Source organism: Halorubrum sp. GN11_10-6_MGM (genome assembly GCF_005435165.1).
Lineage (GTDB): Archaea > Halobacteriota > Halobacteria > Halobacteriales > Haloferacaceae > Halorubrum.
Map to the genome: position 1 here is coordinate 15,604 of NZ_SGUC01000011.1, position 18,579 is coordinate 34,182.

The window sequence follows — 18,579 nt, forward strand, 5'->3', positions numbered from 1 at the left end:
CACACCACGCATGAGCGAAGACAACGACGCGGTCGAACTCGACGACGACGCGGAGACCGAGGCGGTCGACGCGGCGGTCGAGGAGGAGGCCGACACGACCGAGGAACCGACCGCCGACGCGGGCGCTGAGGAGACACCCGCCGACGCCGAGAGCGAGACCGCCGCGGGCGACGACGAAAGCGAGGCCGACGAGGAGGAGGCCTCCCCCTTCGACGACGACGTCATGCCCGACGACGACGTCGATCTGCTGATCCCCGTCGAGGACTACCTCTCCGCCGGTGTCCACATCGGGACCCAGCAGAAGACGGCGGACATGGAGCGGTTCATCCACCGCGTCCGCGACGACGGGCTCTACGTCCTCGACGTGAGCCTCACCGACGACCGGATCCGCACGGCCGCGGACTTCCTCTCGAACTACAATCCCGAGCAGATCCTCGTCACGTCCTCGCGGCAGTACGGCCGGTTCCCGGCCGAGAAGTTCGCGGACGCCATCGGCGCCCGCGCCCGCACCGGGCGTTTCATCCCGGGCACGCTGACGAACCCCGACTACGCCGGCTACATCGAGCCGGACGTCGTCGTGGTGACCGACCCGATCGGCGACGCGCAGGCCGTCAAGGAGGCCATCACCGTCGGTATCCCGGTGATCGCGATGTGCGACTCCAACAACCAGCTGTCGAACGTCGACCTCGTCATCCCGACGAACAACAAGGGTCGCCGCGCGCTGTCGGTCGTCTACTGGCTCCTCGCCAACGAAACGCTCGACCGCCGCGGCACCGACACGGTGTTCGCCCTCGAAGACTTCGAGGACGAACTCTAAGGCGGTCGCTTTTCGAGTTCCCGGTTCCGTTTCGACCGTTCACTGTCCGCCAGCAGCGGCCAGCGCGCCGCGGTCCACCCTCAGTCGCCGGCGGCCGACTCGTCCGCCGCCGGCACGTCGTGGGTCCACTTCGCCTCAATCTCGCGGTTCGCCACCACGACGCGGTCGCCGGCGTCGGTGTCGATCCGCGTCTTCCGGAGTTCGATCGCGGCGACGGTGCCGGTGACGCCCTTCGCCTCGATACGGTACCCCGGGTTGAAGTCGGGATCGCGCAGGAGGTAGACGCCGGCGACCGTGTCCTCGATCATCTCGGAGAGCGCGTACGAGACCCCGAGCGCGACGAAGCCGACGGCGGTGCCGAGGCTCGCCGCGATGTCCCCCATCCCGACGACCTTCAGGAAGGTGAGCGCGACGCCGAACCAGAGGAAGACGGACGCGAGCGTGACGATGAGATCGCCGACCAGCTCGCGGTCGCCGACGTAGAGCCGGTCGATCGATCCGCGGATGAGCGAGAGGACGAACCGCACCGTCAGGTACGCCAACACGAGAAAGGTCAGCCCCGACAGCAGTCGGGGAACCGCGACCACGAGTCCCTCGACGAAGTTCGCGAGCGAGCGGCCGATCAGCGACGGGATCTGTGTCATGACAGACCGGACACGGTGGCGGGCCGAAAAGATAGGGGCTGCGTCAGCCGCCGTCGGTCGCGCTCGTCGATAGCGCCGCCCGCGCCTCGGCAACCGCCCCGTCGACGCGGCTCCACGCGACCGGCGGTTCGACCGCGGAAAGCTCCTCGTCGAGGGCGTCGAGTCGCTCCGCGTACCGGTCGGCCGGCTCCGGCCCGTCGGCGAGCGCCTCGGAGCTCGCGGTCACCGCGGCCGCGAGTTCGTCGAGCCGCTCGTCGACGCCGTCGGGGAAGGCGACGCCGTCGCGGTCCGCCCACGCGCGGAGGTCGGCGGCCTCGGCCCGGAGGTCGGCGACGACGAGGTCGAGGACGCGCGCCTGGACGCCCGCGTCGAACCGGCGCTCCGCGTCGGGCTCCTCGGCGGCCCGCAGCGCGTCGACGGTCTCCGCGAGTGACCGGGCGGACTCCTCGGCGGCCTCGATCTCGTCGACGAGGCCGTCGTGGCGGCGGTTCGCGGAGGCGATCCACGCCTCGAACGCTTCGAGTTCCGTCTCGAGGTCGTGAGCGACCCGGACGACGTCCTGTGCGCCGGTCGTCACCTCGTGGAGGTCGACCGCGGCGTGGTACACGTCCGTCGGCGACTCTCGGTCCGCCCTGGCCGCCCCCAGATCGTCGCCGAGCGCCTCGACCTCCGCTCGGAGGTCGCCGAGCCGCGCCTCGAACGCGCGGCTCCGAACCTCGACGACGTCGAGGTCGGGCGCGTCGGCGGCCGCGGCGGTCGCGTCTTCGCGGGCGCGCGTCACGAGGTCGACTCGCGTCTCGGCGGTGGCGAGGATCTGCGACACGTCGGTGACGGTCGACTCGAACGCCGCGGCCGTCACGGTCCCGTCGTCGGTGACGGGATCGAGCCGACGACGGATCGACGCCGGATCCGCGTCCACTCGGTCGGAAACTTCGTCGACAAGTACGTCGACTGAAACGTCTTCCGTCGCGGGGCGGGCCATGTCCGGTCGTATTCGACGGCGGGGTGTTATACCTTCGGTCAGGGCTCTAAATTATGCGATAGAGGCCATCAGAGTGCTATATGCGGCTATATATTCTAATGAATTCGCTAGTACCGATATGGGGAATACTGACTCCTCTCTCCGGTCACGGATGCGGATATATCAAAAATATAAACCAGTTTAATAGACCGCGCTGTGCCTTTACTCGATGTCAGACCGCAACTGGGTCGACGGCGGCGTGTCGCGGCGGACAGTTCTCATCACGTCCGGAGCTCTCGGGGCCGCTGGGCTGGCGGGCTGTAGCGGTCAGAGCGACGGCGGGGACGGTGGGTCCGGTGGGTCGAGCGGCGGGAGTTCCGGTGGGTCGAGCGACGGGAGCGACGGCGGTGACGGGGGCAGCGGCCCGAACACGGCGCTGCTCAACGCCGAGGGCTCGTCGACGGTGTACCCCATCTCGAACACGGGGAGCTCCTACTGGAACTCCAACGCGCCGCCGAGCGACGGCGAGTACTGGGGTTCGAACGACGAGGGGTCGGTCCCCGGCTGGAACCAGCTCTCGTCCGACGGCGCGGACGACATGCTCATCGCCGACTACTTCGCGTCGAAGTTCGGCTTCGAACCGAGCGAACAGCGCTCCTCGCCGCCGTTCCCGACGACCGTCGGCCTGAGCCACTCGGGCACCGGCTGCGAGGCCGTCACCGAGGGGCTCGTCGACATCGGGAACTCCTCCGGACCGATCACGGCCGAGCTCGACTGGAGCGAGGAGGAGGCGGAGAGCACGGTCGTCGACAACGTCGTCGGCCGCGACGGCCAACCCGTCGTCGTCAGCTCCGACGTCGCGGACGCCGGCGTCACTCAGCTGACCGGCGAGGAGATCCGCGGGATCTACCAGGACGAGATCACCAACTGGAACCAGATCGACGGGGTCGACTACGACCAAGAGATCTACGCCATCGGCCGCGCCGAGGGCTCGGGGACGGACACCTCGTTCCGGCTGAACATGCTCGGCAGCGCCGACGCCTCGATGTCCGGCGTCGACACGCGCTTCGGACAGAACCAGCAGGTCGCGCAGGCGGTCGCCCAGAACGAGGGCGCCATCGCCTACATGGCGCTCGCGTTCACGGGGCTGGAGGTGACGCCCATCGCGATCAACTTCGACGGCACGCTGTACGAGACCAGCCGGGACGCGGAGAACACGATCTTCGACAGCGAGTACCCGCTGAACCGCGATCTCCACATGTACACGCTGATCGAGGAGGACAACCCCGACGGCGGTGGCTACGACCCGCGGGAGGCGGCGTTCGTCAACATGTTCCTCAACGAGTTCGGGCAGACCGTCTTCGTCGAGGGGAACAACTACATCCCGCTCCCGACCAGCGACCTCGAAGCGATGAAAGAGCAGGTCTCGGCGGTCGCCACGGAAGAGCTCCTCTCGGCGTAACCCGTCCGGGACTCGGCCGTCGCCACGCGACGGTTCGCCGCCGCGTGCGGACCGCACTCGCGCGGCGCCGACGCGGCTCGACCCCCGTCCCCCTGACGCTCGGCACCCGTCTCCGATATGAGCCCCAATTATCGACCACACGGAACGCGAATGAATTCGAGCACTGACACATGGCACCGGTAACGGACGCGCTGAACGGACGCGTGCGCGGCGCGCTCACCGCCCGACTCCGACGGCTGCGGGGGTTCGTCGATGACACGGACCCGCCCGCGCTGGCGATCGTCGCCGCGATGACGCTGTCGCTGTTCGCCACGCTCGTCGGGTTCTTGGCGGTCTCCGACCTGACGATCGTCCCGTTCGTCGCCTTCGCGACGTCAACGGCGATCGGCTGGGTCCTGTACCAGGAGGAGACGGCGTACACCATCGCGCTGATGATGACGGTCTCGACGATCCTCATCCTCGGGCTGATCATCGTGTTCATCTTCCGGGAGTCGGTCCCGGTGATCCGGTACGAGAGCGCGACGGCGTTCGGGGTGACGGTGCCCGGGCTCCGGATGTTCATCCAGCCGAACTGGGACGCCGTCTCGCCGCCCATCCGGTACTCGATGGTCCCGATGATCCACGGGACGGTGATGGTGACGCTCATCGCGTCGGTCGTCGCCGCGCCGCTCGGCGTCTCGGCGGCGCTGTTCCTCTCGGAGATCGCCCCGCCGACCGTCCGCGAGGTCATCAAGCCCGGCGTCGAGATCCTCGCCGGCGTCCCCTCGATCGTCTACGGGTTCATCGGGTTCACCGTGCTCGGGCCGTGGGCCTCGGACCAGTTCCAGACGACGGGACAGGGGTCGTACCTGTTCGTCGGCATCGTCGTCGGGCTGATGGCCCTGCCCACGGTCGTCTCCGTGGCGGAGGACGCGCTGAGCAGCGTCCCCGAATCGATGAAGAGCGGGTCGCTGGCGATGGGGACGACCGACTGGCAGACGATGACCTCGATCACGCTGCCGGCCGCGTTCTCCGGCGTTTCGGCCGCGGTCCTGCTCGGCGTCGGGCGCGCGATCGGCGAGACGATGGCCGCCACGGTGATGCTCCGCGGCGTGCCGCGACTGACGGAGCCGCTCGTCAACGTCTTCTACGGGCAGGAGACGCTGACCTCGATCATCGCGCGGAACTACGGCGAGGCGGACGGGCTCCAGATGGACGCCCTGTTCGTCGCGGGCGTGATCCTGTTCGTCACCGTCCTCGTCATCTCGATCGGCGCGCAGTACATCGAATGGCGGATGCACGAGCGGCTCGGGGGTGAGATCTGATGGCGGGCGAGCGTCGGACCGACGCGAAGCTGGTCGAGTCGGAGACCACGGAGACGGACGCCGCCGCGGGCGCCGCCGTCGGCCTCTCGGCGGTCCTGTTCGCGCTCGCCGTCGCGGCGCTGTTCGAGCGCGTCAGCCTCACCGGCTCCCTGTTCGGCGTCGGGACCGTGACGCTGCTCGGCGGCCTCCTGACCGCGCTCGGCGTCGCGGTGGTCGCCTTCGGGGTCGGCTCGCGGCTCGGCTACGTCGAGACCGACCCCGATCGGAGCGTCGGGCTCGTCGCGGGCCTCGGCGCCGCCCTCCCGTGGGTCGTCGTCGGAGGGAGCGCCGCGAGTCAGACGCTCGGCCTCGGAACCGCCGTCGGCGTCGTCGCTGGGGTCGCCGCGGGCGGCGCCGCGTTCGCGCTCACCGTCCTCCCCTGCGAGGACCTCGGGTCGACGCTCCCGCTCGGGTGCCTCCTCGCGCTGACGGGGCTCGTGTTCCTGAGCGGCGTCATCGGCCCGGAGTGGGTGTGGGAGCTGGGCTGGACGCAGCAGGCCGCGATCACCGCCGAGTTCCTCATTCCCGCGTCGACGCTGTTCGCTGCCCTGTACGGCGGCTGGGCGTCCGCGAAGGCGTACGGCGGCTTCGGCGCTCGCGGGCGTCACATGGGCGCGTACGTTCTCGTCTATCTGAACGCGCTCTCTATCGTGGCGTTCCTCCTCATTCTCGTCGCCTACGTGGCCGTCCAGGGCCTCCCGGGCCTGCTGAACGGCGCCGAACTCGGCCTCGGAAGCGGGCCGCAGACGACGGTCCTCGGCGCGTCGGTCGCCCTCCCGGTCTCGGTCCCGTTCGTGATGAACGGCGTCGCCCTGTTCAACGACTTCCAGGGCGTGTTACCCGCCATCGTCGGGACGGTCTGGCTCGTCGTCGGCGCCGTCGTGCTCGCGGTCCCGCTCGGCGTCGGCGCGGCGCTGTTCCTCACCGAGTACGCCGAGCGCGGCCGGTTCACGCAGGTCGTCGAAGTCGCCACCAACGGGCTGTGGAGTACCCCGAGCATCGTCTTCGGGCTGTTCGGGTTCGCCTTCCTCGTCCCGCGGTTCGGCAACGGGAAGTCGCTGCTCTCCGGGATGATCACGCTCGGCTTCATGCTGCTTCCGCTTGTGGTGATCACCTCTCGCGAGGCGATGCTCTCCGTCCCGGACGAGTACCGCGACGCCAGCGCCGCACTCGGGGTATCGAAGTGGCAGACGATCCGGAGCGTCGTCCTCCCGGCGGCGCTCCCGGGCGTCGTCACCGGCGTCATCCTCGGCGTCGGCCGCATCGCCGGCGAGACCGCGCCGATCCTGTTGACGATGGCCGGCGGGACGTTCCTCCCGGGCTCGCAGACGGTCGACGTCCTCGGGAGCTTCCAGTTCACGACCGCGCCGCCGTTCGTGGCGAACCCGGCGCTGATGGAGGCGACGTCGGCGCTCCCGTACCAACTGTACGCCCTCATCTCGGCCGGCGTCGGCGCGAGCAGCAACGTCGGCAACGCGGACGAGTTCCGGTGGGCGACGGCGCTGGTCCTGCTCGTCGTCGTCCTCTCCTTCTACGCGATCGGCATCGCGACGCGCTACTACTTCCGGCGGCGGCTCAGGCACACGTAACTACCAATGAGCGAGAACACGAACCCACAGACCACGACGGACCCCCAGACGGAGACCGCGACGACGAACGGCGACCAGCCGCTCACGGCGAACAGCGACCAGTCGCTCACGGCGAACAGCGACCAGTCGCTCACGACGACCGCCGGCGAGACCGTCGAGCAGACGCGGTCGGAGTGGACCGAGTACGAGTTCCGGGGCGACGCGAAGATGGCCGTCGAGGACCTCGACGTCCACTACGGCGACGACCACGCCTTGAAGGGCGTCTCGATGGAGATCCCCGAGCAGAGCGTCACCGCGCTGATCGGTCCGTCCGGCTGCGGGAAGTCGACGTATCTCCGGTGTCTCAACCGGATGAACGACCGCGTCAGCTCCGCCCGGATCGACGGGTCGGTGAAGCTGGACGGCCAAGAGATATATCAGGACGGGGTGAACCTCGTCGAGCTCCGGAAGCGGGTGGGGATGGTGTTCCAGTCCCCGAACCCGTTCCCCAAGTCGATCCGCGAGAACGTCGCCTACGGCCCGCAGAAGCACGGCGACCTCGACACGGGGCTGCTCGCGCGGCTGCTGAACCGGAGCGACGCCGAGGAGCGCGACGAGCTCGTCGAGCGGTGTCTCCGCGACGCGGCGCTGTACGAGGAGGTGAGCGACCGGCTCGACGACAACGCGCTCGGCCTCTCGGGCGGCCAACAGCAGCGGCTCTGTATCGCGCGCTGCCTCTCCGTCGACCCGGAGGTCATCCTGATGGACGAGCCCGCGTCGGCGCTCGACCCGATCGCCACCGCGAAGATCGAGGATCTGATCGACGACCTCGCGGAGGAGTACACGGTCGTCATCGTCACGCACAACATGCAGCAGGCCGCGCGCATCTCCGACCAGACCGCGGTGTTCCTCACGGGCGGCGAGCTCGTCGAGTACGGCGACACCGATCAGGTGTTCGAGGACCCGCACAGCGAGCGCGTGGAAGACTACATCACGGGGAAGTTCGGGTAATCGCGTGCCCCGAGAACGCTATCAGGACTCGCTCGACGAGCTCCGTTCGGAGGTGCTCGCCATGGGCGATCTGGTGACGGAGCGGCTGGGCGAGAGCATCGACGCGATCGACCGCCGCGACGAGTCGCTGGCGCGCTCGGTCGTCGAGGGCGACGCAGAGGTGAACGCGACGTACCTGCGGTTAGAGGACCGCTGCGTCGACCTCTTTGCCCTCCAACAGCCGGTCGCCGGGGACCTCCGGTTCGTCACCGCCTCGTTCAAGATCATCACCGACCTCGAACGGATCGGCGACCTCGCGGTCAACCTCGCGAACTACTCGCGGGCCGCGAGGCGCACGGTGGCGCCGGACGTGGCGGTGGACGCGATCGGCGAGGCCGCGCGCGACCTCGTCGAACGAAGCCTGTCGGCGTACGGGACCGCGGACCCGGGCGCGTGCCGGGCGGTGGCGGCGGCCGACGACGAGGTCGACGCGCTCTGTCAGCGCGCGAGCGAGAGCGTCACCCGCGACCTGATCGCCGGGACCGACGACGACGGGTGGGGCGCCGAGCGGCTGTTGGACGACGTCTCGCGGGTCCTCCTGACGATCCGGGATCTCGAACGCGTCGCGGACCACGCCGTGAACATCGCGGCTCGCACCCTGTACATGGCGGAGAACGACCCGGAACTGCTCTACTGAACATGGATACACGCAAGGTCCAGACGGTCGGAAACGGAACGTACACGGTCTCGCTGCCGAAGGGGTGGGCCGAGTCGCAGGGCGTCACCGCCGGTGACACCGTGACGCTCCACGACCACATCGACGGCGTGTTGGCGGTCCAGACCGAGGACGGGTGCGACGCGGACGCGCCGCCTGTCGCTCGGGTCGAGTCGACCGACGCCGCGGTGATCGAGCGGACGTTGCGAGCGGCCTACGCCGCCGGGGCGCGCGAGGTCGCGATCGAACGGGACGGGCCGCCCGCCCCGGCGCAGCGGCGGGTCGTCGAGCGGATCGCCCGGGGCAGGATCGGCATGTCGGTGGCCGCGGAGTCGGAGACCGAGACGACGGTGCGGATCATGCTGGACTCGGCGGAGGTCTCGGTGAGCCAGTCGCTCCGCCAGCTGGCGTTCACGGTGCGTTCGATCCACGCGGACGCCGTCGAGGCGCTCGCGGCGGCGCCGGACGCGTCGCCGGTCGACTCCCGCGACGATCAGGTCGAACGCCTCGCGGCGATGATAGAGCGGTCCGTCTCCCGGGGCGCGGCGGACCTCGGGGAGGTCGACGCGCTCGGCGCGACCCGGCCGGAGCTGTTCGAGTCGTGGACCGCGATGCGCGAGCTCCGTCGGATCGGCGACGCCGCTGCGGAGATCGGCGACGCCGCGGCCGCCCTCGACGACCCGCCGACGGAGTCGCGACTGGCGTCGTGCCGGGAGGTCGGGCGGGCGGTTCGCGAGATCGCGGCGACCGGCGTGGGCGTCGTCCTCGGCGACGAGGGCGGCGCCGTCGCTCGGGACGCGATCGGCGACCTGCGCGAGGCGCGCGACCGGATCGACGCGTTGGATCGGGGACTGGACGAGGGGGGACCGCGCGCGGCGGAGCTCCGGCGAGTCTCCCGCGCGCTGCGGCGAAGCGCGGAACGCGCCGGCGACGTGGCGGAGATCGGACTGCGGCGGGCGGTCCGGTCCGGCGAGCCGATACGCGACGGCGAGTGACCGGAGCGCGCCCGCTCCGGCAAGCGCAACGACTGTAAGCCAGCGGAGCGACGGTCGTCGTATGACCGTTTGCGAGGCGCCGGGGAAGGTGTACCTCTTCGGCGAACACGCCGTCGTCTACGGCGAGCCGGCCGTGCCCGCGGCGATCGAGCGGCGCGCCACGGTGAGCGCCGAGCCGCGCGAGGACGACCACGTGCGCGTCGAGGCCGAGGACCTCACGCTCGACGGGTTCACGGTGGAGTACGCCGGCGGCACCGGCGACCGCCCCGACGTCGACGTGCCGACGCCGCTCGTCGAGGCGGCGATGGGCTACGTCGACGCCGCGGTCGAGCAGGCCCGAGAGGCGGCCGACGCCCCGGACGCCGGCTTCGACATCACCGTCGAGAGCGACATCCCGTTGGGCGCGGGGCTGGGGTCGTCGGCGGCCGTGGTCGTGGCCGGTATCGACGCCGCGACCCGCGCGCTCGGCGAGCCGCTCGACCGCCGCGAGCTGGCGGAGCGGGCGTATCAGGCCGAGTTCGAGGTCCAAGACGGGCAGGCCTCCCGCGCGGACACCTTCTGCTCGACGATGGGGGGCGCGGTGCGAGTCGCGGGCGACGACTGCGAGCCGATCGACGCCCCGAACCTCCCGTTCGTCGTCGGCTTCGACGGCGGCGCGGGCGACACCGGCGAGCTTGTCGCCGGCGTCCGCGCGCTGCGCGACGAACACGAGTTCGCCGCTGACACCGTCGAATCGATCGGCGATCTCGTCCGGACGGGCGAGGAGCTCCTCGCAGACGCGGACCCGGAGGAGCCCCCGGCGCCCGGTCTGCTCGCCGAGCTGGGCGAGCTGATGGACTTCAACCACGGGCTGCTCGCCGCGCTGGGCGTCTCCGCGCGGTCGCTCGACGCGATGGTGTGGGCCGCGCGAGACGCGGGCGCGCACGGCGCGAAGCTCACCGGCGCGGGCGGCGGCGGCTGTATCGTCGCGCTCGACGAGAGCGACGCGACGGAGACCGCGCTCTCGTTCACGCAGGGCTGCGAGGAGGCGTTCCGCGCCGAGCTGGCGACCGAGGGCGTTCGGGTGGTGGAGCCGTGAGCGACGGATCCGGAGTGCCGGCCCCGGTCGGCGACTCCCCGCCGGTCGTGCTCAAGCTCGGCGGGAGCCTGATAACCGAGAAGGACCGGCCCGAGACGCTCGACGACGCGGCGCTCGACGCCGCCTGCGACGCCGTCGCCGACGCGCTCGCCGCGGGCGAGGTCGACCGGCTCGTGGTCGTCCACGGCGGCGGGAGCTTCGGGCACCACCACGCCAGCGAACACGGCGTGTCGACGACGGCGGGCACGCGCGACGCGGACGCGGTGGCTGCGGTCCACGGCGCGATGAAGCGGCTGAACGCGCGCGTGTTGGACCGACTGCGCGAGCGGGGCGTTCCAGCGGTCCCGGTCCACCCGCTGTCGCTCGCGTCGCGGGGCGAGGGCGCCGACGGCGGGCTCGACCTCCCGCTCGGGTCGACGGCGACGCTGCTCGGCGAGGGGTTCGTCCCCGTCCTCCACGGCGACGGCGTCGCGACCGCCGGCGACGGCGTGACGGTGGTTTCGGGCGACGAGCTGGTGGTCGAACTCGCCGCCGGGCTCGGCGCGCGCCGCGTCGGCGTCTGCTCGACGGTCCCGGGCGTCTTCGACGGCGACGGGGCGGTGATCCCCGAGATCGACGACTTCGGGGCGGTCGCGGACGCGCTCGGCGCGAGCGACGCGACCGACGTCTCCGGCGGGATGGCCGCGAAGGTTCGGGAACTGCTCGCGCTCGACGCGCCGGCGCACGTGTTCGGCGCGGACGGGCTGGCGCCGTTTCTGCGCGGCGAGGACGCCGGGACCCGGATCGACTGACGCCGCTGGCGTTCAGCCGGTCTCAGTGGGGTCGTCGGTCTCACCGGGCCCATCGGCCTCCGGGGGGTCGTCGGTCCCGGCGCTCGCCGGCGTCCCCTCCATCGGCTCCGTTTCCCTGATGATACACACGTGACCGCCGCCGGTCGTGTGCGTGAGCGCGAGTCGCTCGCGGAGCAGTTCGCCGTCCGAACCGTGAACGACGGCGTCGCCGTTCCAGTGCCCCTCGTCGGTCACCTGCGGGAGGACCTCCTCGGTGAACCGTTCGACCTCCTCCTCCGGGTAGAAATTCTCCCAGTGCGTGCCGACGACGTCGCGGGGAGTGGAGCCGTACACCGACGCGTACGCCTCGTTGACGAACAGATAGGTGCCGTCAGCGCCGAGCACGCCGATCGGCTCGCTGGCGGCTTCGAGCGCGGCGGCGACGCGGTCGACCTGTCGCTTGAGTCGGTATCGGTCGACCGCGTTCCGGACCCGGTTGACGAGGACCTCGTACTGGTCGGTCCCGCCGCGCTTCTGGAGGTAGTCGGTGACGCCCGCGGAGATCGCCTCGCTCGCGACCTCTTCGCTTCCCTTCCCGGTGAAGAGGATGAACGGTAGCTCGGGCTCGTCCTCGCGGACGCGTTCGAGGAGGTCGATACCCGTCCCGTCCGGGAGGTCGTAGTCGCAGACCACCGCCTCGAACGAGTCGCCGCGACACCGGCGCTCCGCGGCCGCGACGGTCCGGGCCGTCTCGTGGCGGATGTCGGCCTCGATCCGCTCGAAGTGCGCCGCAGTGAGGTCGGCGAAGGCCTCGTCGTCCTCGACGTGGAGGACCCGGATCCGATCTCCGAACGGGCTGCGCTGTGCCATTGCGTACGGGTTCCTGACAGCCGGATATAAGCATGGTGGCAGATCGGCGATCCGCGCACGCGAGACCGCGTCGACCGCGGTCCGTACAGAACCCTTATTCGACCGAGTTCCCTCCGTCCGAGCATGAACGAATCGGACGTGCGGGAGCGGCTCGCGGACGTGCGCGACCCCGATCTCGGCGGCGACATCGTCTCGCTCGGACTGGTGAACGACGTCGCGGTCGAGTCCGGCGAGGACGGGGGCGGCGGCACGGTCCGCGTGTCGCTCGCGCTCGGCGCTCCGTTCTCCCCGAGCGAGTCGGCGATCGCAGACGACGTGCGCGAGGCGCTCGCGGACACCGGACTCGACGTCGAGCTGTCGGCGTCAATCCCGGACGACCTCTCCGCCGACGAGCAGGTCCTGCCGGGCGTCCAGAACGTGATCGCGGTCGCCTCCGGGAAGGGCGGCGTCGGGAAGTCGACGATGGCCGTCAACATCGCCGCCGGGCTCTCGGAGCTGGGAGCGCGCGTCGGCCTGTTCGACGCCGACGTGTACGGGCCGAACGTGCCCCGGATGGTGTCGGCCGAGCAGCGGCCGGAGACGGACGGCGAGACGATCGTTCCCCCGGAGCGGTTCGGGGTGAAGCTGATGAGCATGGACTTCCTCACCGGCGAGGACGACCCCGTCATCTGGCGCGGGCCGATGGTCCACAAGATCATCACCCAGCTCGTCGAGGACGTCGAGTGGGGCGAGCTCGACTACCTCGTGATGGACCTCCCGCCGGGGACCGGCGACACCCAGCTCACGATCCTCCAGACCCTACCGCTGACGGGGGCCGTGATCGTCACGACGCCGCAGGACGTGGCGCTCGACGACGCGGTGAAGGGGCTCCGGATGTTCGGCAAACACGACACGAACGTCCTCGGCATCGCGGAGAACATGGCCGGCTTCCGCTGTCCGGACTGCGGCGGCTTCCACGAGATATTCGGCTCCGGCGGCGGGAAGGCGCTCGCCGCGGACCACGACCTCCCGTTCCTCGGCGGAGTCCCGCTCGACCCCGACGTGCGCACCGGCGGCGACGAGGGCGAGCCGGTGGTCTTGGAGGACGGCGAGACGGCGGACGCGTTCAAGGTACTCGTCGAGAACGTCGCGAACAACGCCGGGGTCGTGCGCCGTCGCGGGGTGAGCGAGGGGCGATGACCGACGCGGACGGCGACGCCGCGGCGGGCGACGCCGACCGGGAGGACCCCCTCGCGGCCGCGGGCGTCGACCCGGTCGTCCCCGAGTCGGCCGCCGACGCGGCCGAGGAGGCGTTCGCCGCGGACGACGAGGTCCGGGAGTTCCTCCGGGACGTGGCCGAGGACGTGCGGGGCGACAGCTCGGAGAGCAAACAGCTGTCCGCGGTCCTCTACCGCGTCTCGGACCTGTACGACGCCGAGGAGGAGACCTCGCCCGAGGAGATCTACCTCAACGTCCGGCACATCATGCGGATCAAGTCGGAGGGCGGACTGCGGCGCTGACTCGCGCGGTCGCGGGAACTACTTGTAACACTCGTCAGTCGTCTGCGTCGGTCGCCGCGGCGAAATCGATCGGTCGATCGTCCGTCGGGGTCGCGTCGTCGACGACGGCCGCGAGGTCGAGCCGATCGAGCGTCTCCGGCGTCGGGAGCCCGTTTTCGCCCCAGCCGCGCGCCGCGTAGTAGCGGTCGAGCAGGCGGTCGAACGCGTCGGCGTCGACGCCCGGCGTCCCGTCGGGCGCGGACCTGCGGAGCGGCTCGGGGAGCGCGTCGTCCGCGCGGTCGAACCCCTCTCGGGCGTTGAACAGCCGCGTCAGCGTCCAGATCCGCTCTCCCGTCGTCGCCAGCGTGGCGACCGGGTCGGTCGGCGCGGCGGGATCGCCCTCGGGAGCGACGTCGGCGACCGCGGGGTGGTCGACCGCCGCGAGCCACTCCGCGCCGAGGTCGGCCCAGACCGCCTCGCCGACGAAGTCGTCGACGACCAGACTCCACAGCAGGGACCGGGCGTTCTGCTCGCCGACGACGTCGCGCACCCGGTCGGCGGGCGAGCGGCCGGGGCGGGCGAGCGGCTCGCGGTCCTGCGGTCGCGCCCGGCGGTGACACGCGCCGCGGTCGCTCGTCGCGTACGCGAGCGCGACGCCGACCGCGGCGCGCGGGTCGAAGCCGGGCAGCGCCATCGACTTCACCGTGGGAACGAGTTCCGCGCCGCCGAACCGGGCGACTGCGGCGTCAATTCCGTCCGCGAGCGCGTCGGGGAGGCCGGGGGCGACCTCGAAGTCGGACGGCGCCTCGCGAGCCGCGATCGCTTTTAAGAGGCGCTCGGCGCCCGTCGCGTCGCCGAACGACACCGAACAGTCGACGACTCCCGCTTCCCCCGCACGGATCGCCCACGCGACCGCGTTGCCAGCCCCGATCACGTCGAGTCCGAGCCGGTCGCAGACCCCGCAGAGGTCGACGACGCGGTCGAAGTCGTCGATGCCGAGACCGGCGCCGAGGGTGATCGGCGCCGCGCCGCGCGGGATCACCTCGCCGTCCGGCGTGTCGATCCGGAAGCCGCCGGGGACGGCGAATTCTTCCCCGTCGCCGGCTTCGGCGACTCCCTCGCGGCCCGTCGCGCGCTCTATTGCGGCCTCGACGCCGATGTCGTCCGCCCCGTCGAAGCCGGTCCCCGTCCACCCCTCGGCCGCGAGGATGCCGACCTCGTCGGCGTAGTCGACCGTCTCGACCGTCTCGCCGGCCGCCTGCCACTCGCCGGTCGGATCGTCGCCGTAGGCCGCGGCGTCGCGGTCGCGGAGCGCGGCGAGGTCGTCGGGGACCGTCGGCGCCGGGTCGCGGGCGACGACCGCCTTGAGGCGCTTCGAGCCCATGACTGCGCCGGCGCCGCCGCGACCGGCGTGGTGGGCGCCGCCGTCGCTCGCGACCGTCGCGTACGCGGCCTCGCGCTCGCCCGCCGGGCCGACGCAGGCGACCCCGGCGTCCGGGAACCGCTCGGCCGTCTCGGCGGCGTCGGCGCCCCACGCGTCGCTCGGTTCGATCCGGGCTCGACCCGCCTCGATCTCGATCCGAACCGGACGCTCGGCGGCGCCGGTCACGAGCAGGCCGAGGCAGTCGTCCAGCGACCCGGCGAGCCGGTCGGCGAAGTCGCCGCCGGCGTACGAGTCGAGGAAGCCGCCGGTGAGCGGCGACTTCGTCACCGCGGCGTAGCGCGTCTCGCCCGGGAGGTACCCCGCGAGCGGCCCGACGAACAAGGCGAGGAGGTTCGCCGGTCCCGTCGGGTCCGCCCCCGGCGACAGCTCCTCGTAGAGGTAGCGCGCCCCGAGCCCCTTCCCGCCGACGTAGTCGCGTCGCCACTCTCGCGGGACGCGCTCGCGGGCGGTCTCCCCCGTCGAGAGGTCGACGCGGAGGACGCGGGTGCGGCTTCGACGCATTCAGACGCCTTGCGCGGCGGAGACGTATCAATCTGTTCGACGCGGGGGTCGCTCGCTCGCCCGCCACCCTCCCGCTTCCGTCGATCTCCCGCTCCCGTCGATCTCCCGCTCCCGTCGCCCGGCGCGGCGTCGGCCCGACCGTTAGAGTGAGGCCGCCGGCGACCGAACGCCGGGCCATGGACTTCACGACCGCGCTCGACGCCCGGGACGCGACCGTCTGCGTCGTCGGGGCGGGCGGCAAGAAGTCGACGCTGTTCGCGCTCGCCGACCGGCTCGACCGGCCGGTCGTGACCGCGAGCGTCCGGATACCGATCTTCGACGACCGCGTCGCCGCGGTGCGCGTCACCGAGGACCCCGTGGCCGCGCTCGACGAGGCGGGCGAGGGCGATTGGCCGCTCGGGCTGGTCCCCGAGCGCGAGCGATCCGACCGGTACCTCGGGTACGACGCCGACACCGTCGCCGAGATCGCCGACGCGGCGCCCGGCGCGACGCTCGTGAAGGCGGACGGGGCGCGCCTCCGCGAGTTCAAGGCGCCCGCCGAACACGAGCCGCAGATCCCGGAGAACGCCGACGTCGTCGTCCCGATCGCCAGCGCGCACGTCGTCGGCGAGCCGCTCACCGAGGAGCTCGTCCACCGGCCGGAGGAGGTCGCCGCGATCACCGGTCGCGAGATCGGCGACGAGCTCCGCCCCGCGGACGTCTCGACCGTCCTCGCGAGCCCCGCCGGCGGGCTGAAGGGCGTCCCGAGCGGCGCGACGGCGATCCCTGTCGTGAACAAGGTCGACGACGAGGCGGACGCGACCGCGGCCCGCGCGGTCGCCGGGGAGATCCTCCACCGCGCGAACGTGCCGCGCGTCGTCCTCACGCGCCTGATCGCGGACGACCCCGTCGTCGAGGTCGTCGAGTAGGGCTCACGGAGCGTCGGCCGGAGCGTCCGAGAACGACCGCCACAGCGCCCGGTACAGCGTCCACGCGTCGACGCCGGTCCGGTCCATCACGGCCCGACAGGCGTCGTCGAACCGGCGGTAGTCGGCCGCCGAGGGCGGGTCCGGGTAGTCGCCGTCGAGCTCGCCGGCCGCGGCCAACACCGTCCACGTCCGGCGGTCGATCGCGACGAACCGCGACGGGGCGAGGAACTGGCAGAACCCGGACGCGACCGCGACGTCGACCCCGTCGAGCGCGGTGAGCGCGTCGAGGGCGGCGTCGACGTCCAGTTCGTCGTCGTGTTGCGTCCCCACCGCCTCCACTGCTCCCATCGCCCCCACCGCGTCGACCGCGGCGTCGAGCGCGTCGATCACGTCGTCGAACGCGTTGTCGCGGAACGCCTCCTCCCGCTCGCGCCGCACCCGGTCCGGGTACTCCCCGAGGTACCGCCGGAAGTACCACCGGACGATCCACTGGGCGTCCCGGCGCCCGTACTCGTCGCCCGCGAACGTCATCGGGACCGTCTCGACGTGCTGGCGCTCCACGTCGTACAGCGGCTCCGCCTCGGCGTACTCCCGGGCGCGGTCCCGGATCGTCGACTCGCTCAGGTCCATCGCGCTGCGGTACGGCGGTGGGACGGATGAACGTTCGTCTCATCAACCTGATCGATCGTTTCATACAGCCGTGGCCACTGGTAGCACACATGACAGACTCCCGTATCCCGGTCACCGTCCTCAGCGGCTACCTCGGTGCCGGGAAGACGACGCTCGTGAACCACCTGCTCGCGAACCCCGGCGACCGGCGGATCGCTGTCATCCTGAACGACATGGGCGAGGTGAACGTCGACGCGGACCAGATCGCCCGCGAGAACGACGAGGAGGGGGTCGTCGACCTCTCGAACGGCTGTATCTGCTGCCGGCTCCAGGACGACCTGCTCTCGGAGGCGGCGGCGCTGGCGGACTCCCGGGAGTTCGACTACCTCCTCGTGGAGTCGTCGGGCATCTCGGAGCCCGTCCCGATCGCGCGGGCGTTCACCGAGGGCACCGCGGACAGCGACGTCGACCCCCGGGAGCGGTTCCGGCTCGACACGATGGTGACCGTCCTCGACGCCTACGGCTTCTGGAAGGAGTTCGACGCGGGCGAGACGCTTCCGGGCGGAGCGGAGCCCGAGACCGACCGGCCGCTCGCCGACGTGCTCGTCGAGGGGATCGAGTTCTGTGACGTCCTCCTCGTGAACAAGACCGACATGGTCCCCGACGACGTGCTCGACCGGATCGAGTCGGTCGCGGAGCGGCTGGGACCGCGGGCGAAGCGGATCCGGACCACCTACTCCGCGGTCGACCCCGACGAGGTGCTCGACACCGGGCGGTTCGACTTCGAGGCGGCGAAGGGGTCGGCGGGCTGGAAGCGCGCCATCGCCGACGAGGAAGCCGGAGGGCACGACCACGACTGGGAGGAGAGCGGCGGCCACGACCACGCCCATCCCGAAGGGGCGGCCGCCGCCCACGGGGTCGGATCGTTCGTCTACCGCTCCGGCGACCCGCTGGACCCGGGCGCGCTCGCCGAGTGGCTCGACGACTGGGACGGGTCGATCATCCGCGCGAAGGGCGTGGTCCGAGTGGCGGGCACCGACGAGGTGATCGGGGTGAGTCAGGCCGGGCCGTCGGTTCAGGCCGGGCCGATCGGCGAGTGGGGGCCCGAGGACGACCGTCGGACGCGGCTGGTGTTCATCGGCGAGGACCTCGACGAGGCGCGGATCCGGACGGAGCTGACCGGGCTCGTCGCGGACGGGGACGACCCGACGGCCGACCCGGACGCGGTGTTTCCGGTTTAGATACCCAGCTCGCTCCGCAGGTCGTCCCACTCGTCGTGGAACCCGTGGGTCGACTCCGTCTCCGCGCCGACCGCCGACTGGTACGTCTCGTCGTACTTCAGCAGCTCCCCCCACCCGTCGTGGAAGGCCCAGTTACAGTACTGACACATGTCCGGGACCACGCCCCGGAGTGACATACCGGTTTC

At 71.4% G+C, this 18,579-nt stretch carries 19 protein-coding genes; 13 read left to right on the forward strand and 6 right to left on the reverse strand.

The window, feature by feature from the left end; all coding sequences use genetic code 11:
• The first annotated feature begins 10 nt into the window (after positions 1–10).
• On the forward strand, positions 11–817 hold the full coding sequence (gene rpsB, locus EXE46_RS07465) for a 30S ribosomal protein S2 (protein ID WP_137687794.1): 807 nt from the start codon (positions 11–13) through the stop codon (positions 815–817).
• 80 nt (positions 818–897) lie between these two features.
• Here the strand turns inward: rpsB and EXE46_RS07470 are convergent, their stop codons facing one another.
• The gene (locus EXE46_RS07470; protein ID WP_137687795.1) at positions 898–1,461 is read right to left on the reverse strand and encodes a mechanosensitive ion channel domain-containing protein; all 564 of its coding nucleotides are present in this window, start codon (positions 1,459–1,461) and stop codon (positions 898–900) included.
• 43 nt (positions 1,462–1,504) lie between these two features.
• Positions 1,505–2,443 carry a halo transducer protein gene (locus EXE46_RS07475; RefSeq protein WP_137687796.1) on the reverse strand — a complete coding sequence of 313 codons (939 nt, stop codon included), beginning with the start codon at positions 2,441–2,443 and terminating at the stop codon, positions 1,505–1,507.
• A gap of 208 nt (positions 2,444–2,651) precedes the next feature.
• Between EXE46_RS07475 and EXE46_RS07480 the strand changes: the two genes are divergently transcribed.
• From EXE46_RS07480 to EXE46_RS07515, 8 genes are all read left to right on the forward strand, one after another.
• Complete coding sequence (locus tag EXE46_RS07480; protein WP_137687797.1) at positions 2,652–3,884, forward strand: PstS family phosphate ABC transporter substrate-binding protein; 1,233 nt, start codon at positions 2,652–2,654, stop codon at positions 3,882–3,884.
• Positions 3,885–4,054: 170 nt separating this feature from the next.
• On the forward strand, positions 4,055–5,188 hold the full coding sequence (gene pstC, locus EXE46_RS07485; protein ID WP_137687798.1) for a phosphate ABC transporter permease subunit PstC: 1,134 nt from the start codon (positions 4,055–4,057) through the stop codon (positions 5,186–5,188).
• Complete coding sequence (gene pstA / locus EXE46_RS07490) at positions 5,188–6,816, forward strand: phosphate ABC transporter permease PstA (RefSeq protein WP_137687799.1); 1,629 nt, start codon at positions 5,188–5,190, stop codon at positions 6,814–6,816. Before pstC ends, pstA begins: the two co-directional genes overlap by 1 nt.
• Before the next feature lie 6 nt (positions 6,817–6,822).
• On the forward strand, positions 6,823–7,806 hold the full coding sequence (pstB, locus tag EXE46_RS07495) for a phosphate ABC transporter ATP-binding protein PstB (protein ID WP_137687800.1): 984 nt from the start codon (positions 6,823–6,825) through the stop codon (positions 7,804–7,806).
• A 4-nt stretch (positions 7,807–7,810) separates the two neighbouring features.
• Positions 7,811–8,482 carry a phosphate signaling complex protein PhoU gene (gene phoU / locus EXE46_RS07500; protein ID WP_137687801.1) on the forward strand — a complete coding sequence of 224 codons (672 nt, stop codon included), beginning with the start codon at positions 7,811–7,813 and terminating at the stop codon, positions 8,480–8,482.
• Between the two features lie 2 nt (positions 8,483–8,484).
• Positions 8,485–9,495, forward strand: a complete 1,011-nt coding sequence (locus tag EXE46_RS07505; RefSeq protein WP_137687802.1) for an AbrB/MazE/SpoVT family DNA-binding domain-containing protein — start codon at positions 8,485–8,487, stop codon at positions 9,493–9,495.
• A gap of 61 nt (positions 9,496–9,556) precedes the next feature.
• The gene (gene mvk, locus EXE46_RS07510; protein WP_137687803.1) at positions 9,557–10,573 is read left to right on the forward strand and encodes a mevalonate kinase; all 1,017 of its coding nucleotides are present in this window, start codon (positions 9,557–9,559) and stop codon (positions 10,571–10,573) included.
• The gene (locus EXE46_RS07515) at positions 10,570–11,364 is read left to right on the forward strand and encodes an isopentenyl phosphate kinase (protein WP_241981513.1); all 795 of its coding nucleotides are present in this window, start codon (positions 10,570–10,572) and stop codon (positions 11,362–11,364) included. The genes mvk and EXE46_RS07515 overlap by 4 nt, the downstream gene beginning before the upstream one ends.
• Before the next feature lie 12 nt (positions 11,365–11,376).
• Here the strand turns inward: EXE46_RS07515 and EXE46_RS07520 are convergent, their stop codons facing one another.
• A complete protein-coding gene (locus EXE46_RS07520) occupies positions 11,377–12,213 on the reverse strand; it encodes a response regulator (protein ID WP_137687804.1) in 837 nt (278 codons plus the stop codon).
• 123 nt (positions 12,214–12,336) lie between these two features.
• On the opposite strand from EXE46_RS07520, the gene EXE46_RS07525 reads away from it, so the two are divergent.
• Both EXE46_RS07525 and EXE46_RS07530 read left to right on the forward strand, forming a co-directional pair.
• On the forward strand, positions 12,337–13,392 hold the full coding sequence (locus tag EXE46_RS07525; protein WP_137687805.1) for an Mrp/NBP35 family ATP-binding protein: 1,056 nt from the start codon (positions 12,337–12,339) through the stop codon (positions 13,390–13,392).
• A complete protein-coding gene (locus EXE46_RS07530) occupies positions 13,389–13,712 on the forward strand; it encodes a hypothetical protein (RefSeq protein ID WP_137687806.1) in 324 nt (107 codons plus the stop codon). Before EXE46_RS07525 ends, EXE46_RS07530 begins: the two co-directional genes overlap by 4 nt.
• Before the next feature lie 34 nt (positions 13,713–13,746).
• Here the strand turns inward: EXE46_RS07530 and EXE46_RS07535 are convergent, their stop codons facing one another.
• Complete coding sequence (locus EXE46_RS07535; RefSeq protein ID WP_137687807.1) at positions 13,747–15,636, reverse strand: aldehyde ferredoxin oxidoreductase family protein; 1,890 nt, start codon at positions 15,634–15,636, stop codon at positions 13,747–13,749.
• 176 nt (positions 15,637–15,812) lie between these two features.
• Here EXE46_RS07535 and yqeC point away from each other — a divergent pair, with 176 nt between their 5' ends.
• Positions 15,813–16,544, forward strand: coding sequence for a selenium cofactor biosynthesis protein YqeC (gene yqeC / locus EXE46_RS07540; protein WP_137687808.1), 732 nt, complete (start codon positions 15,813–15,815; stop codon positions 16,542–16,544).
• Positions 16,545–16,547: 3 nt separating this feature from the next.
• On the opposite strand, the gene EXE46_RS07545 is transcribed toward yqeC, so the two are convergent.
• Entirely contained in the window at positions 16,548–17,174 is a 627-nt protein-coding gene (locus EXE46_RS07545; protein ID WP_137687809.1) for a hypothetical protein, read from the reverse strand.
• An 89-nt stretch (positions 17,175–17,263) separates the two neighbouring features.
• Between EXE46_RS07545 and EXE46_RS07550 the strand changes: the two genes are divergently transcribed.
• Positions 17,264–18,394 carry a GTP-binding protein gene (locus EXE46_RS07550; protein WP_137687810.1) on the forward strand — a complete coding sequence of 377 codons (1,131 nt, stop codon included), beginning with the start codon at positions 17,264–17,266 and terminating at the stop codon, positions 18,392–18,394.
• Here the strand turns inward: EXE46_RS07550 and EXE46_RS16800 are convergent.
• Positions 18,391–18,570, reverse strand: coding sequence for a hypothetical protein (locus tag EXE46_RS16800; RefSeq protein WP_158413932.1), 180 nt, complete (start codon positions 18,568–18,570; stop codon positions 18,391–18,393). The two genes, EXE46_RS07550 and EXE46_RS16800, sit on opposite strands and share 4 nt — an antisense overlap.
• Positions 18,571–18,579: the final 9 nt, after the last annotated feature.

What these genes read in the sequence shown, in the direction of transcription:
- EXE46_RS07505 (WP_137687802.1), top strand. Translation starts at nt 8,485, where the DNA reads ATGGATACACGCAAGGTCCAGACGGTCGGAAACGGAACGTACACGGTC.
- yqeC (WP_137687808.1), top strand. Translation starts at nt 15,813, where the DNA reads ATGGACTTCACGACCGCGCTCGACGCCCGGGACGCGACCGTCTGCGTC.
- EXE46_RS07480 (WP_137687797.1), top strand. Translation starts at nt 2,652, where the DNA reads ATGTCAGACCGCAACTGGGTCGACGGCGGCGTGTCGCGGCGGACAGTT.
- pstA (WP_137687799.1), top strand. Translation starts at nt 5,188, where the DNA reads ATGGCGGGCGAGCGTCGGACCGACGCGAAGCTGGTCGAGTCGGAGACC.
- EXE46_RS07530 (WP_137687806.1), top strand. Translation starts at nt 13,389, where the DNA reads ATGACCGACGCGGACGGCGACGCCGCGGCGGGCGACGCCGACCGGGAG.
- EXE46_RS07520 (WP_137687804.1), bottom strand. Translation starts at nt 12,213, where the DNA reads ATGGCACAGCGCAGCCCGTTCGGAGATCGGATCCGGGTCCTCCACGTC.
- rpsB (WP_137687794.1), top strand. Translation starts at nt 11, where the DNA reads ATGAGCGAAGACAACGACGCGGTCGAACTCGACGACGACGCGGAGACC.
- EXE46_RS07525 (WP_137687805.1), top strand. Translation starts at nt 12,337, where the DNA reads ATGAACGAATCGGACGTGCGGGAGCGGCTCGCGGACGTGCGCGACCCC.
- mvk (WP_137687803.1), top strand. Translation starts at nt 9,557, where the DNA reads ATGACCGTTTGCGAGGCGCCGGGGAAGGTGTACCTCTTCGGCGAACAC.
- EXE46_RS07550 (WP_137687810.1), top strand. Translation starts at nt 17,264, where the DNA reads ATGACAGACTCCCGTATCCCGGTCACCGTCCTCAGCGGCTACCTCGGT.
- EXE46_RS07470 (WP_137687795.1), bottom strand. Translation starts at nt 1,461, where the DNA reads ATGACACAGATCCCGTCGCTGATCGGCCGCTCGCTCGCGAACTTCGTC.
- EXE46_RS16800 (WP_158413932.1), bottom strand. Translation starts at nt 18,570, where the DNA reads ATGTCACTCCGGGGCGTGGTCCCGGACATGTGTCAGTACTGTAACTGG.
- EXE46_RS07545 (WP_137687809.1), bottom strand. Translation starts at nt 17,174, where the DNA reads ATGGACCTGAGCGAGTCGACGATCCGGGACCGCGCCCGGGAGTACGCC.
- pstC (WP_137687798.1), top strand. Translation starts at nt 4,055, where the DNA reads ATGGCACCGGTAACGGACGCGCTGAACGGACGCGTGCGCGGCGCGCTC.
- EXE46_RS07475 (WP_137687796.1), bottom strand. Translation starts at nt 2,443, where the DNA reads ATGGCCCGCCCCGCGACGGAAGACGTTTCAGTCGACGTACTTGTCGAC.
- EXE46_RS07535 (WP_137687807.1), bottom strand. Translation starts at nt 15,636, where the DNA reads ATGCGTCGAAGCCGCACCCGCGTCCTCCGCGTCGACCTCTCGACGGGG.
- pstB (WP_137687800.1), top strand. Translation starts at nt 6,823, where the DNA reads ATGAGCGAGAACACGAACCCACAGACCACGACGGACCCCCAGACGGAG.